General features: G+C 46.6%; 14 protein-coding genes and 1 other annotated feature. Of the genes, 4 read left to right on the forward strand and 10 right to left on the reverse strand.

The genetic code is table 11. The features are described 5' to 3' along the window. Positions 1-82 precede the first annotated feature (82 nt). From BLS14_RS09390 to BLS14_RS09415, 6 genes are all read right to left on the reverse strand, one after another. Positions 83-643, reverse strand: a complete 561-nt coding sequence (locus BLS14_RS09390; RefSeq protein WP_053780858.1) for an outer spore coat protein CotE — start codon at positions 641-643, stop codon at positions 83-85. A gap of 75 nt (positions 644-718) precedes the next feature. Then, on the reverse strand, positions 719-1,696 hold the full coding sequence (locus BLS14_RS09395; RefSeq protein WP_063563085.1) for an aromatic acid exporter family protein: 978 nt from the start codon (positions 1,694-1,696) through the stop codon (positions 719-721). Positions 1,697-2,152: 456 nt separating this feature from the next. Next, positions 2,153-2,944, reverse strand: coding sequence for an ABC transporter permease (locus tag BLS14_RS09400; protein ID WP_371121628.1), 792 nt, complete (start codon positions 2,942-2,944; stop codon positions 2,153-2,155). Positions 2,945-2,982: 38 nt separating this feature from the next. After that, positions 2,983-3,777, reverse strand: coding sequence for an ABC transporter ATP-binding protein (locus tag BLS14_RS09405; protein ID WP_072733323.1), 795 nt, complete (start codon positions 3,775-3,777; stop codon positions 2,983-2,985). 30 nt (positions 3,778-3,807) lie between these two features. Then, positions 3,808-4,812, reverse strand: coding sequence for an ABC transporter substrate-binding protein (locus BLS14_RS09410; RefSeq protein WP_079693947.1), 1,005 nt, complete (start codon positions 4,810-4,812; stop codon positions 3,808-3,810). A 146-nt stretch (positions 4,813-4,958) separates the two neighbouring features. After that, entirely contained in the window at positions 4,959-6,473 is a 1,515-nt protein-coding gene (locus tag BLS14_RS09415; protein WP_090951256.1) for a carboxypeptidase M32, read from the reverse strand. Between the two features lie 226 nt (positions 6,474-6,699). Between BLS14_RS09415 and BLS14_RS09420 the strand changes: the two genes are divergently transcribed. From BLS14_RS09420 to BLS14_RS09435, 4 genes are all read left to right on the forward strand, one after another. Further along, positions 6,700-7,263, forward strand: coding sequence for a beta-class carbonic anhydrase (locus BLS14_RS09420; RefSeq protein ID WP_063563089.1), 564 nt, complete (start codon positions 6,700-6,702; stop codon positions 7,261-7,263). A gap of 186 nt (positions 7,264-7,449) precedes the next feature. Continuing rightward, positions 7,450-8,016: a PadR family transcriptional regulator gene (locus BLS14_RS09425; protein ID WP_063563090.1), complete on the forward strand. Its 567-nt coding sequence runs from the start codon at positions 7,450-7,452 to the stop codon at positions 8,014-8,016. A 99-nt stretch (positions 8,017-8,115) separates the two neighbouring features. After that, positions 8,116-8,619, forward strand: coding sequence for a hypothetical protein (locus BLS14_RS09430; protein ID WP_063563091.1), 504 nt, complete (start codon positions 8,116-8,118; stop codon positions 8,617-8,619). A gap of 5 nt (positions 8,620-8,624) precedes the next feature. After that, on the forward strand, positions 8,625-8,903 hold the full coding sequence (locus BLS14_RS09435) for a YxcD family protein (protein ID WP_024630486.1): 279 nt from the start codon (positions 8,625-8,627) through the stop codon (positions 8,901-8,903). 153 nt (positions 8,904-9,056) lie between these two features. Here BLS14_RS09435 and tyrS read toward each other — a convergent pair whose 3' ends face one another. From tyrS to BLS14_RS09455, 4 genes are all read right to left on the reverse strand, one after another. Further along, the gene (tyrS, locus tag BLS14_RS09440; RefSeq protein WP_090951259.1) at positions 9,057-10,316 is read right to left on the reverse strand and encodes a tyrosine--tRNA ligase; all 1,260 of its coding nucleotides are present in this window, start codon (positions 10,314-10,316) and stop codon (positions 9,057-9,059) included. A 119-nt stretch (positions 10,317-10,435) separates the two neighbouring features. Next, positions 10,436-10,657 (reverse strand) — a binding site (T-box leader). A 100-nt stretch (positions 10,658-10,757) separates the two neighbouring features. After that, a complete protein-coding gene (locus tag BLS14_RS09445) occupies positions 10,758-11,207 on the reverse strand; it encodes a DMP19 family protein (RefSeq protein ID WP_090951262.1) in 450 nt (149 codons plus the stop codon). A gap of 5 nt (positions 11,208-11,212) precedes the next feature. Beyond that, positions 11,213-11,689: an Imm63 family immunity protein gene (locus BLS14_RS09450; protein WP_176854450.1), complete on the reverse strand. Its 477-nt coding sequence runs from the start codon at positions 11,687-11,689 to the stop codon at positions 11,213-11,215. A gap of 48 nt (positions 11,690-11,737) precedes the next feature. Further along, positions 11,738-13,207 carry a protein adenylyltransferase SelO gene (locus BLS14_RS09455; RefSeq protein ID WP_063563095.1) on the reverse strand — a complete coding sequence of 490 codons (1,470 nt, stop codon included), beginning with the start codon at positions 13,205-13,207 and terminating at the stop codon, positions 11,738-11,740. Positions 13,208-13,394 lie beyond the last annotated feature (187 nt).

The following is a 13,394-nucleotide window of genomic DNA, read 5'->3' on the forward strand; positions in this document are numbered from 1 at the left end:
TGAAAAAAGAGGGCTTACGCCCTCTTCACTGCCGCTTGCGGCGCATATGATACCTTAAGTTTATGAATCCAGATCGCTGAGCTTACAGCTCATCGTCAAGCAGGTCGGGATCGAGATCGTCATAATCTCCATCACCACTGCCGAAGTCATAATCCTTGTCTTCATAATCTCCACAGCCATCCGTGCACACTTTCACACAAACTTTGGTCTCGGCGACCAGTTCAACAGCGAATTCCCGTTCTACCCGGATAATTACGCTGCCTCCACCTGCCGACACCGTGGCTTCCACACAGCTCGGTTCCTGCGTTGCATCCGCAGATACCTCTACAGTGGCGGCCCGGTGTTTCGGGTCCAGATAGGACAAAGGCACATGTTCTACATACGACACCGTTTCTTTGGCTACATCCGTCTGTGAATTTTTGTCATAGGAATACCAAATGTTGATATCGTAAGTACCAATAACTTCAATTCCGTCCCCCGCTGATACGGCTTCATATTGGTGGTTGATAATCCAAGCCCCCAAAATACTGGTCGGACCATGTGGCGGAGTCACGGTATGTGTTACGGTAGAGAACTTACGACCTTTCCCGCAGATCGCCTTCGTGATGATCTCTCTACATTGATGTTTATGACTCAATGACATCTTTAAACCTCCTCCATACAATCATTCTTTACAAGTGTATGCAGGGCATCCGTCTAGGGTGACAACTATTTTCTATTATTCATTTGTAGATTGGGACCGGTCCGATACCGGAGACGGAGCTTTGTCCTTCTTGGCTATTTTCAGATACAGCGCGAGTTCCCGGCACAGCTGGAGAATAGCTGAACGAATCTCGAATTCTTCCCTTGTATCCGGCAACTCCATTCGCTTGAATTCTTCTTGCACATCTGCGAGAAGTTTTTCTGTACGTCCGGTGTAAGATTCAGTGAGCACATCCTGACTGAGCTGGTCGAACAGCTCCGATACCATTTCCGCATGCGGCATCTTCTGATAGATCTGGGATACCAGATGCATCATATGCTGGATGGAATCCAATTGCGTTTTACGCATATAAAAGTAAACACTCCATCCCTCGTTCGGGTGGATGACCTGATTCTCCAATGAACGTTTGGCCGCTTCAATGCCGCCCAGTACAGCTTTGTCAGCTTCGATCAGTTCTTTCCCTGCCCACACTTCATTCGGATTACGTAGCGTAGCTGCAAACTCCTTGAAGATGACCGAGAATAACTCATCAATTCTTTTGCGAATACGCAGCATCTGCGGGTCCGCAGCCGGCATATACGCCAGATTGACAACCATCGCGGAACCGAGACCAATCAGCAACAGCCCAATTTGGACCAAAACCACATGTACGTCCATTTCACCGCCGCCAAATACCCGGAACACCACGACAGAACCAGTCACAATGCCTTCCTTGAATCCGGCCCGAACGATAACCGGAAATGCAATTAGTATGTAGAACGCCAGCACCCAATAATGGAAGCCAAGAAAGTGAAAAAGTACACTTGCAAATAAAAGCCCCACTACGGAAGCGAAAAATCTCGCAGATATGGTGCGAATACTTCTTTTTCGTGTCACATCAACGCCGAGTATGGCTAACAAGCCCGCCGATGTTGGTCCGGGCAAGCCGCACCAGTCCGCAATCAGCACGGCCATCAGCGCGGCTATTGCGGTTTTAATTACCCTAAAACCCATCTAACTCCCTCTCCTCTAAGCTGCAAAAATGGCAAAGCCAGCGAGCCATACCTATCCGGGTGAGCACTTGTCCACCAATGCCTGATAGCGTGTGTCGTCATATATCATATCCCTAGTATTACACATCCTGCCAAAAACCATTTCTTATCTAATCAAAAGAATCATTCTGGAAGAACCGTATATCTATTTCGCTGCTACACTCATAAACGGCATCAACCGACATGCATATGCATGTCGGTCACAATAACGCGCCCCGGATGAGGGACGCTGGCAATTTGATTGATGCGACAAAAGCCTCTAGGCCCTCTTCTCCAATCGTCGCATTCATTCCGGACTGCGCGGAATATTCGTATTAGTATGGTACTTGATTTTACGGGTTCAGGCAACGTGACACCTCTTGTGAAATTGTATACATATCATGAAGCATTCTATTTTGCACACGCATGGTTCGCAAAATCACCTGCGTCCTGCCAGCAGCTTGCGTTCTACATATACAACGAGTTGGTACATCGCTGTAGCTACAGCCGCAATGATCAACAGGCTCGATAAAACAAGGGTAAAGTTGAACACTTGAAATCCATAGATGATCAGATAGCCCAATCCCTGCTTGGCGACCAGAAATTCACCCACGATCACACCGACCCAGGCCATGCCCACATTTACTTTTAAGGTAGAGACAATGGCAGGAAAGGAAGCGGGTAATACCACTTTGCTGAAAATCTCGGAACGATCGCCACCAAACGTACGGATAACCTTAATATAGTTCTGATCTACTTCATTAAAACTGTTATACACGACAAGTGTAGTAATAATGACCGTGATTGACAAAGTCGTCATGACAATGGCCGTAAATCCTGCACCAAACATGACGATAAAGATTGGACCCAGCGCTACTTTGGGCATGCTGTTGAACACAACCATATAAGGATCAAGCACTTTGGACAAAAAAGGAGACCACCAGATCAGAACCGCAAGCAGTGTTCCGACGAGTGTCCCCAGCAAAAAGCCGACTGCCGTTTCCCCTACGGTTACCCCAACATGCGCCCATAGTTCTCCACTGACGATGTCCTTCCAGATCTGATTGAAAATTTTGCTGGGATAACTGAACAAAAGCACATCAATCCAGCGCAGCCTTCCCGCCAGTTCCCACAGCAAAAACATAAACACCAACATGGACAGCTGCACCGCCAGCACTTTATGTCGCCATCTGGCAACCTGCTGAATATGACTTTGGTGCAGCTGTCTCATCCAATCATCGCGCATTTCCTGCTTCTGGTTCGTCTGATTCACCCGTTCTTCTCACCTCCTCCGGACTGATCCAATTCACTCCATAACGCCTGAAACAGCTCATTGAACCCTGGCTGCTCCCTCGCGTGAAAAGGCTGTGCGTTCCGCAGATCTTCGGGAATGATAAACTCCTTCCGAATGCGCCCCGGATTACGATCAAGCACGATGACGCGGTCACTGACGGCAATAGCTTCGGACAGATCATGGGTGACAAGCACCGAAGTTTTGCCGGATTTCTTCAGTGTGTCTGAGACCAGATCCTCCAGTTGCAGCTTGGTTTGATAATCGAGTGCGGAAAAGGGTTCATCCAGCAACAGTATTCCCGGATCCGTAGCCAGTGTACGTACCAAAGCCACCCGTTGCCTCATGCCCCCGGATAACTCGGAAGGATACTGGCTTTCGGTTCCAGCTAGACCCATACCTGCCAGCAGCTCACGTGTGCGCTCGCGACTCTCGTCATTGAGCCCACCTGTCAATTCAAGTCCGATCAGGACATTATCCAAAATGGTACGCCATGGAAACAGATAATCCTGTTGCAGCATATAACCAATCTGGGCGGACGGACCTTCGATACGTTTTCCTTTTACCTTGACCTCGCCTGCGGTCGGTGTGAGCAGCCCGGCGATGATCGACAGCAATGTCGTTTTACCACATCCGCTTGGGCCAACAAGACTAACGAACTCTCCTTGCTCGACCTGAAGATTCAAATTTTCGATAACCAGAGATGCTTCACGCTCGCTGACATAGACTTGCGAAATCCCTTCCAGTTTGATCACCGTTTCGGATTCAGGCATACATGCTCACGTCCTTTCCTGAATACCTGGTTACTTCGCTGATGCTGCTTGTTCTGCATAGGAATTATCCACAATCGTTTGAGAATCCACACGCTGTTTCAGTTCTCCCGCAGCACTCATGACGTCTAGCAAGTTATTCCATTCGTCCTCATCAATGATTGGATCGGTTGCATATGTGCCCTGTTCCTTGTAACGGTTCACACTGCTTACCAGAATGGCTGGATCAATATCTTTGAAATAAGGCTTGATGACTTCAGCGATCTCTTCAGCGGTGTGGGAATCCACCCAAGCTTGGGCTTTGTGCAAGCCGTTAGTGAACTTCTGAACGATGTCCTTGTTGTCATTAATATAGCTTTGTTTGGTCATGAAGACCGTATAAGGCAGATGACCACTTTCCGTTCCAAACGAGGCTACAACCTTGCCGCGACCCTCTTTCTCAAAAATGGACGCCTGAGGTTCAAACAGCTGCACGTAATCCCCCGTACCTGAAGCAAATGCAGAAGCGATGTTGGCAAAATCCACATTTTGAATCAGTTCCAGATCATTCTGCGGATCAATGCCATGTTTTTTCAGCGTGAATTCGCCTGCCATTTGAGGCATGCCGCCTTTTCTTTGTCCGAGAAATGTACTCTGTTTCAATTGATCCCAATTAAAGTCTCCTTCGGGATTGCGGGCAAACAGAAACGTTCCGTCCGTCTGTGTAAGCTGGGCAAAGTTAATGACCGGATCTTCTGCGCCTTGTTGATAGACATAAATAGACGTCTCTGCTCCGACCAATGCGATATCTACTGAGCCTGCAAGCAATGCGGCCATCGTTTTGTCTCCACCAGCCGTCGTCTGAATGTCCACTTCAATCCCCTGTTCCTCAAAAAAACCTTGGGCCACGGCCACATACTCCGGAGCGTAAAACACAGAACGTGTGACCTCACCAATCGTAATTTTGGTTTCATCCTTATCTTTATTGCAGCTGGTGAGAGCCACGATGATAATGAGCAAAATGACGATGGCCCGGATGAACCAGGGCGTGTATTTCATGATATTTCCCTCCTTCACTGGTTTCAGCTGTTCTCTCTACTATGGATATGCTGATGCCCAGCAAAAGGTTAAGAACTTGCATGCAAAAGAAGAGCCGGGCAATGATGCCCCGCTCTTCAAGAATTTGATAATAATGTTATAGCTGTCTACAGCTTGTAAATCTCAGCATATTTCGCTTCCAGATAATCGGCCAAATAGTCTGGGTTCAACTCTTCACCCGTTACGGCCACAATCAGTTCGGAAGGTGTACGGCTTTTGCCATAACGATAAATTTTGTCAGTCAACCATTCCTTGATGGGAATCAGGTTACCTTCGGCAATATGGGCATCGAACTCAGGCATTTCTTTGCGCAATGTATGTAGAATCTGTGCAGCATACATATTGCCGAGCGAGTAAGAAGCAAAGTAACCAAAGTCACCACCCGACCAGTGAACATCCTGAAGCACACCCATACCATCATTCGGCGGCACAATGCCAAGATATTCCTTGTATTTTGCATTCCAGGTCTCCGGCAGGTCCTTGACTTCCAGACCTTCGTTAAACAGCATTTTCTCAATTTCATAACGAATGATGATGTGCAGATTGTACGTCAGCTCATCGGCTTCAATCCGGATCAGAGAGCTTTCAACCCGGTTAATTGCCCGGTAAAAGTCTTCCAGCTCAACCTCGTTTAATTGAGGGAAGTGCTGTTGCAAATCTTTATAATAACGCGTCCAGAATGGAAGACTGCGACCAATCGTATTTTCCCAAAGACGCGACTGGGATTCGTGGATACCCATGGACGTTCCTTCGGCAAGAAGAGTACCAGCCAGGCTATCGTCAATATTTTGCTCATACAGAGCGTGTCCGCCTTCGTGTAGTGAACTGAAGACCGCACTCGTCACATCATCCTGCAAATAATTCGTCGTGATCCGCACATCACCTGGATTCAGGCCCGTTGCGAACGGATGAACACTCTCATCAAGTCTTCCGGCTTCAAAGTCATAACCCATTTGTCCCAGAATAAACAGACTGAATTTCTCCTGTTGATCCTTGTCAAACAGCTGGTTCAAGAACTCCGTGTTCGGCTTGTTCGCCGAAGCATTGATCTTCTCTTGCAGCGGAACCAAACGGGCTTTGAGACGGGCAAATACCGCATCCACCTTTTCTACAGTCAGTTCCGGTTCATACATGTCCAGAAGGGTATCATAACGAGTATCTTTCACACCCCAATAGTCAATGAACTCTTGTTTGAGCTTCACAATATCGGTGAGGTAGGGCGAAAAACCTGCAAAATCACTGTTATGCTTGGCATCTTCCCAAGCCGTTTCTGATTTTGCGGTAAGTACGGTATACGCTTGTACTTTTTCTGGTGGTACGGACTGACTGCGATTATATTCTTTCTGGCAATCTTCCACCTGACGACGGTCGATATCTTCCAGCTGTTCCATCACGGCTGGATTTGTTAATGTATCCAGGTAGGATTTCATCTCAGCTGAGGTTTGCAGTTTGAATGCTTCGGTTGACAGCATTCCCAGTGTTTCCGAACGTGTCGGGACACCTTTTTTGGGCGCACCTGTGCGCAGATCCCAGTGAAGCAAACCAATGGCTTCATGATAACTCTTGATTTTGCGAGCCAGATTACGGAAGGATTCCAGCTGTTCCTGTGTGTGTTGTTCCATTGTTAACGTTCACCTCTTCAAAAAAAATGTTGGTTTCCCTATTGATGATACTTTTTGCAATGCGTATAATCAACTTTTAACAGATGCAAATTGCATTATTCCTCCAAACCGAGGAATAATGCAATTTGCTGACCGTGGTATAATAAAAATACCAAAGGGCGTAGGACAAGCTGCATTTGATGCAAGTGGCCGTGCTCATCGTATTGGATAACAGGAGGCAATAGACATGAACAACATTCAAGAGATTCTGGCTTACAACAAATCATTTGTCGAGACTAAAGAATACGAAAAGTATACGGCAGGCAAGTTTCCAACCAAAAAGATGGTCATCATCACTTGTATGGACACTCGTCTGGTGGAAATGCTGCCCAAGGCCATGAACCTGAAGAATGGCGATGTGAAAATCATCAAAAACGCTGGCGCAATCATTTCTCAACCTTTCGGGTCTGTTATGCGTAGTGTTCTCGTCGCCATCTATGAGCTTGGTGCCGACGAAGTACTGGTTGTTGGACACACGGAATGCGGTATGGCTTCCCTACACGCAGAGACCATGATTGGACATATGGTTGAACGGGGTGTATCTGAGGAAGTCATGAGCACACTGGAGAACTCCGGCATACGTTTACAAAAGTGGCTACGCGGGTTTGACAGCGTTGAAGAAGGGGTAAAACATACTGTGGAAGTGATCAAGAAACATCCATTGCTTCCACCTACTGTACCCGTTCACGGCATGGTCATCGACTCCTACACAGGTGAACTTGATCTTGTCGCAGATGGGTATGGGCAATAGACTTCTCTCTAAATGGTTTTGGGTGCGGACCTCAGGGTCCGCACTCTTTTTTTGTCTAAATTGAGGCAGTTGTTCTGTCAGGTTGTCAAACCATACAGTTTCAGTGTACACTTTTATGAAAGCGGTCAAAGAAAGCAATTTTTATTGTTTTTGCTGGCCCAGCCCTAATATTAAGGAGACATGTGCATGAACATACTTTCCTACGGATTGCTCGGGCTTCTTACCCGCGAGGAGTCATCAGGTTATGATCTAATGCTGAAGATCCAGCCGCATTGGCAGGCTAAGCACAGTCAGATCTATCCGCTCCTCTCCAAAATGGAAAACGATGAGCTTTTAGCCTCCCGCTGGGTGCAACAGTCTGACAAACCAGACAAGAAAATGTATGCAGTCACGGAGAAAGGTATTGAAAAACTGCTGGGATGGATGATCACTCCCGTTACCGCTCCGGTTACGCGTGACGAGTTCAATCTGCGCATTTTATGTGTCGGCATTGCGGAAGACGGAAGCATGAGACGTATTCTGAATGAGCGCAAAAACTGGTTCATGGAACGCATCCGTTATTTCGAGGATTTGAAGTCCCGTATCCCTCAGGATAATCTGCGAGTAGGCAGTCGAGAATTCGGAAGTTACATTCTGGTACAAAAAGGGTTAATGAACGCACAAACGGGCATCGAATGGTGTAACTGGGTAACCCAATTACTCGATGGTCAGGCGGCAATTCAGGACCCTTGTCCAAGTATTTCAGAAAAATAAACAAAATTTGAAACGTTCCTGTAAGTTGACCGTATTACTTGAGTAAGGCCCATTTTTGGGCGAATCAAACAAATTAATCGGGGGGTTACGATCTTTACAATGAAGAAAAAATTCGGAATTAAACATCTCATGATGGTTTTCATGGCCTTTACATTACTGTTTGCAACAGTTGGAGTTGCGAATCCGGATTCTGCTGATGCTAGACGTGGTGGCGGTTTCAAATCGGGAACAAAAAGCTATACCAACACACCTAAGAAATCCGATTCCAACAGCAATGTGAGCAAATCTAATACGAATAATAACTCCAATGGAGCAGCTACAACGAACCGTGGCGGATTCTTCGGCGGTGGCGGTGGATTTATGAAAGGTATGATGCTGGGTGGTCTTGCTGGCATGATGTTCGGCGGATTGTTCGGTGGCATGGGCGCTCTGGGTAACATTCTTGGATTGCTCGTAAACGTAGCTGCAATTATGCTGATCGTGATGCTCGCGATGGCCCTGTTCAGAGCCATTACGAATCGTCGTAAACCAGCAGCAGATGGTCGTTATGACCGCAAAAATGATCGTGATGATGATGACCGTAACAGAAACGGACGGTACTAATCTCTATGGTTCTGAGCATGGATGAAATTGTCAACGCGATCTGTATTCACATGGCTGAACGCAAGGGTGTTCGCCCAACCGATGTCAATGTGGAACTGAGCTGGGAAGAAGATACGGGATATTCCGCAGAAGTCTGGATTCAAGGCCGCAGTCAGTATCTGGTCGAATCCAACATGATTGAAGCGATCCTGCGCTACCTGCACAGTGAATACGACATTCGGGCTTACCGTGAGAATGTAAGACTGGATCTGGATGAAGAGATCACAGCGATTGTGAATCAATAAATGAATAACTAATAAGCCATTTGCGGATGGAATATAAAAAGGACCGTCTCCATGATGTCATTGACATGATTGGAGACGGTCCTTTTTTTGTGTTCCTTGGGAAGATGAAACCTTTGCATCTACCTTCCCAAGATTCATAATGTAATCTTATGGCTACTTCAATTTCACCAGACTGTAGTTTTTCTTGCCTTTACGGATAATGATGAATTTACCACCGATTGCGTGCTCTGCAGAGACCTTGAATTCCAGTTCCGTAACTTTCTCACCATTCATGGAAATGGCCCCTTTGGTGACATCCTCACGCGCCTGACGTTTGGATGGCTCCAGGCCAAGATCCACGAGCCAGTCTACAATATTTTTTGCTTCACCATCGGTTTCGAAGGTCGGCATTTCTTTAAAGCCCTGCTCGATTTCGTCAGCTGTAAGGGAACGAATGTCTCCGCTGAAGAGTGCTGCGGTAATGCGTTTCGCCTGCTCCAGCATGTCGTCGCCGTGAACAAATTTCGTCATTTCTTCAGCGAGTGCCTTTTGTGCTTCACGCTTGTGGGGCTCCGTTTCTACCTTTTCAGCCAAAGCTTCAATTTCTTCTTTGCTTAGGAATGTGAAGTATTTCAGGTATTTGATTACATCACGGTCATCCGTGTTCGCCCAGAACTGGTAGAATTCGAATGGAGTCGTCTTATTCGCATCAAGCCAGATGGACCCGCCTGCGGATTTACCGAATTTCGTTCCGTCGGATTTGAGCATCAGCGGGATCGTCAGACCGTAAGCTTTAGCTTCTGGCCCTTCTTTTTTACGGATCAGGTCCAGACCGCTTGTAATGTTGCCCCATTGATCGGAACCGCCGATTTGCAGCTGTACATCCTCATGTTGGAACAGGTGCAGGTAATCGAGCGATTGGAGAATCTGGTAGGAGAACTCGGTAAACGAAATTCCATCTTCCAGTCTGCTCGCAACCACATCTTTGGCTAGCATCGTGTTGAGGTTAAAGTTCTTACCGTAGTCACGCAAAAATTCAATCACATTGATTTTGTGTGTCCAGTCGTAGTTATTGACCATACGTACCTGATTGTCGCCATCCGTTACGAAAAGCTTTTTCATTTGTGCAGTCAGAGCATCTACATTGGCTTGGACCTCTTCCAACGTTTGCAGGGAACGTTCCGATTGACGACCACTTGGATCACCAATCGTTCCTGTTGCCCCACCAATCAGAATGACTGGACGGTGCCCAGCGAGTTGGAAACGTTTCAGCATCATGAACGGAATCAAATGTCCGATGTGCATGCTGTCTCCTGTAGGGTCAACTCCGCAATACAATGAAACCGACGTGGTCTCTGTCAGCTCACGCAGACCCTCCGCATCTGTCTGTTGATTAATGGCGTCGCGCCATTCCAGTTCATCAATAATATTCAAAACAAACAACCCCTTCTCTATGCATTGGTATTAGGCCATGATCTACGTTAATTCACAAGGAGCTAAGCCGGGCGAGGCTTTTTTGGACACAAAAAAATCGCCGCCTTGTCTTCAATAGACATAGGGACGATTATCATAACCGTGGTACCACCCAACTTGCACAGACAACAACTCACACGCTGTCCATACCGCTTTCAGCAAAATATCGTTTGCCATTCCGCTTGGCATTACCCAAGTACTCCAGAGTGTAATTCGCAGCCCTTGTATGTATCAGGTTCCATCAACCCCTGACTTTCTGTAACAGGGACAAAGCCGCTACTGCGCTCTATCAACGTAATTCATGTATTCAATTTATAGCCAGTATAGCCGAACGTTAATATCATTGCAAGGCCAAGTATTTAATCTTTATATAGAGCAACAGATGAATGCCTACGCCAAAGTTTATAAAGACATCTTGTTCAACTTCTCGTGGTAATATGCATAAGCCTTTTCTGCAATCTGATCTTCATTGTTCCAAAATTGCTGATCCAGCGCATCAAGATGTTGCTCTTCCTCTACTGTTAGAAACTTAGGAATATCCCACAGTTCAGCAAGTCTTTTATCCTCTCCCAAATGCTTAATGCAGCCATATGCTGACTTTATGATGTCCATTACTTGAGTCGCACCAATGGTATGTAATGCCTGCAACGCGTATAGGTATACCTCTTCGCCCCAGTTGCAGAAAAATTGAACAAAACCACCGTTAAAGACGTCCATCTCTAGCAGCCATAAAGCAGCAATTTCCTGTTCATTCGTTGTTAACGCAGCCCAGCCCTGAGCGGATTCATTCTTTTTCCCCACAAAGGTTAACGCATATTCATACCACACATCATTAATATCCTGTTCACTCATGTCAATCACCTCTCTTTTCTTGGTTCCAGCCTCTCCAGATCTTGCCGTTTACCCGTCTGATGCCAATACAAGTAAGGATCTCCAAGCTGTTGGAAAGCCTTCTCAACACTTTGGGTCAATTCTTGCGTCACTGCGTTTGTGTAATTCAAGTGTGTCTGTTTATTATCCACACCATATCGTTTCAGCAATTCCACATGCGCTGCCGTAAAAATGATATCCTCCAGCAGCCAGTAGATTACTTCTTCCGTCTGTTCCATTCTTTTTTCCAACATAACCATGCCACGCTCGTATATACGAACTATATATGCATCATTTTCAATCTCTACATATGGAACTCCTTCCCCTTTAAAGCTCTCAAACAAGCGGTTAACATAGTCCTCAATCTGCTGCCTGCGGAAGGATGTCCGCTCAAGCAACTGAAAAAGAGTTTTTGCAATCTCTGTTTTGCTTAGTATGTTGGACATAAAATCTCCTTTTGACATGATAATGAAAAAGCTGCCAATGGCAGCCTCTTCATAACAAGTTTTCAATCAGGTTCCACAGAAAGTCCGGTAGGAGGTATCGCACTGCGTAGGCAGTTCCGCGTACTCAGCTTGTTCGGTAGAATGTGCAAACGGGTTTGAAAGAACAGCAAGAAGTTTCTCCATCACACTAAGATCTCCGTGATTCTCCGCTCGGTCCAGTGCTTCTTCCACCCGATGATTACGAGGAATCACCGCTGGGTTGCTAGTTCTCATCAATTGCTGCGATTCTTCTTTCCCTTCCTGCTGTCTGCCTAATCTTGCCTGGCGACGCTCATTCCACTCCGCAAACTCTGAAGTATCGAATAAAGGAGCTCCGTTGAGCGTATCAAAGGTCAGTGCGAGAAACGTATTTGTGTAATCTGCACTATGCTTCTCCATCAATTCAAGAAGATCCCTGATTAGCGCTTCATCCTCAGCCTCTTCATTAAACAAGCCCAGCTTGCTCCGCATTCCCGAGAGCCAGTGGTGGTGATACAATTCAGAGAATTGTGCAATCGCATCCTGAGCGATTTGTACAGCCTGTTCTTCATCCTCATGCAGCAGTGGCAGAAGCGTCTCGGCAAACCGAGCCAGATTCCAGCCGCCAATATACGGTTGATTTCCATATGCATACCGACCTTGCGTGTCAATGGAGCTAAATACCGTCGCTGGATTGTAGGCATCCATAAACGCACACGGCCCATAATCGATGGTTTCACCACTGATGGCCATATTATCTGTATTCATTACGCCATGAATGAAACCAACCTGTTGCCACTTGGCGATAAGTGAAGCCTGTCGACGAATGACTTCCTGAAGTAACTGGAGATAGCGATTATCGGCTTCGGCAATATCGGGAAAATGCCGTTTCAGTGTATAGTCAGCCAATGCTCTGAGCTCATCAATCGATCCCCATCTGGCTGCGTATTGGAAGGTTGCTACACGTAAATGACTTGAAGCCACCCGAGTCAGGATTGCACCAGGTCGCTCTGTTTCGCGTGTAATGTTTTCTCCAGTAGATACAACCGCCAGACTTCGCGTTGTTGGAATGCCGAGTGCATACATCGCTTCACTAATAATATACTCACGCAGCATTGGCCCAACGGCAGCACGTCCATCGCCTCCGCGAGAGTATGGGGTTCTTCCCGAACCTTTCAGCTGGATATCCACTCGCTCGCCTTGTGGCGTGATTTGTTCTCCCAGCAGCAAAGCCCGTCCATCACCAAGCATGTTAAAATTACCGAATTGATGACCCGCATAGGCCTGAGCGAGTGGCTCGGCACCTTCCGGAATCAGGTTACCTGCAAACACCTCTGCTCCTTCATCACTGTTAAGAGCCTCAGCATTCAGCCCCAGGCTGGCTGCAAGCGATGTATTGAAGATGATCAACTTCGGTGATTGAACAGGTACCGCACCCTGATTTGTAAAAAAGGTCTGTGGCAAACGTCCATAACTGTTGTCGAAGTGCCACCCTTTTTTCAGCGTTTCTTGTTGCATGTGATCACAACTCCTTTTCTGTAACCAAGCGATATCAGGATATCCCTTCGTTTTATTTTAGCCTTGTGAACCAATGCTCATTTATGTAGTCGCATGGAAATTCAACGGAAAGAACATGTAGCATGTTCATGATGAAACTTTAGCATATTTATATCCCTTTTGCATTCATCCTGCTGTAACTTTCATA

Origin of the sequence: Paenibacillus sp. OK060, assembly GCF_900101205.1 — a bacterium.
Lineage (GTDB): Bacteria > Bacillota > Bacilli > Paenibacillales > Paenibacillaceae > Paenibacillus > Paenibacillus marchantiae.

What these genes read in the sequence shown, in the direction of transcription:
- BLS14_RS09390 (WP_053780858.1), bottom strand. Translation starts at nt 643, where the DNA reads ATGTCATTGAGTCATAAACATCAATGTAGAGAGATCATCACGAAGGCG.
- BLS14_RS09395 (WP_063563085.1), bottom strand. Translation starts at nt 1,696, where the DNA reads ATGGGTTTTAGGGTAATTAAAACCGCAATAGCCGCGCTGATGGCCGTG.
- BLS14_RS09400 (WP_371121628.1), bottom strand. Translation starts at nt 2,944, where the DNA reads ATGAGACAGCTGCACCAAAGTCATATTCAGCAGGTTGCCAGATGGCGA.
- BLS14_RS09405 (WP_072733323.1), bottom strand. Translation starts at nt 3,777, where the DNA reads ATGCCTGAATCCGAAACGGTGATCAAACTGGAAGGGATTTCGCAAGTC.
- BLS14_RS09410 (WP_079693947.1), bottom strand. Translation starts at nt 4,812, where the DNA reads ATGAAATACACGCCCTGGTTCATCCGGGCCATCGTCATTTTGCTCATT.
- BLS14_RS09415 (WP_090951256.1), bottom strand. Translation starts at nt 6,473, where the DNA reads ATGGAACAACACACACAGGAACAGCTGGAATCCTTCCGTAATCTGGCT.
- BLS14_RS09420 (WP_063563089.1), top strand. Translation starts at nt 6,700, where the DNA reads ATGAACAACATTCAAGAGATTCTGGCTTACAACAAATCATTTGTCGAG.
- BLS14_RS09425 (WP_063563090.1), top strand. Translation starts at nt 7,450, where the DNA reads ATGAACATACTTTCCTACGGATTGCTCGGGCTTCTTACCCGCGAGGAG.
- BLS14_RS09430 (WP_063563091.1), top strand. Translation starts at nt 8,116, where the DNA reads ATGAAGAAAAAATTCGGAATTAAACATCTCATGATGGTTTTCATGGCC.
- BLS14_RS09435 (WP_024630486.1), top strand. Translation starts at nt 8,625, where the DNA reads ATGGTTCTGAGCATGGATGAAATTGTCAACGCGATCTGTATTCACATG.
- BLS14_RS09445 (WP_090951262.1), bottom strand. Translation starts at nt 11,207, where the DNA reads ATGAGTGAACAGGATATTAATGATGTGTGGTATGAATATGCGTTAACC.
- BLS14_RS09450 (WP_176854450.1), bottom strand. Translation starts at nt 11,689, where the DNA reads ATGTCAAAAGGAGATTTTATGTCCAACATACTAAGCAAAACAGAGATT.
- BLS14_RS09455 (WP_063563095.1), bottom strand. Translation starts at nt 13,207, where the DNA reads ATGCAACAAGAAACGCTGAAAAAAGGGTGGCACTTCGACAACAGTTAT.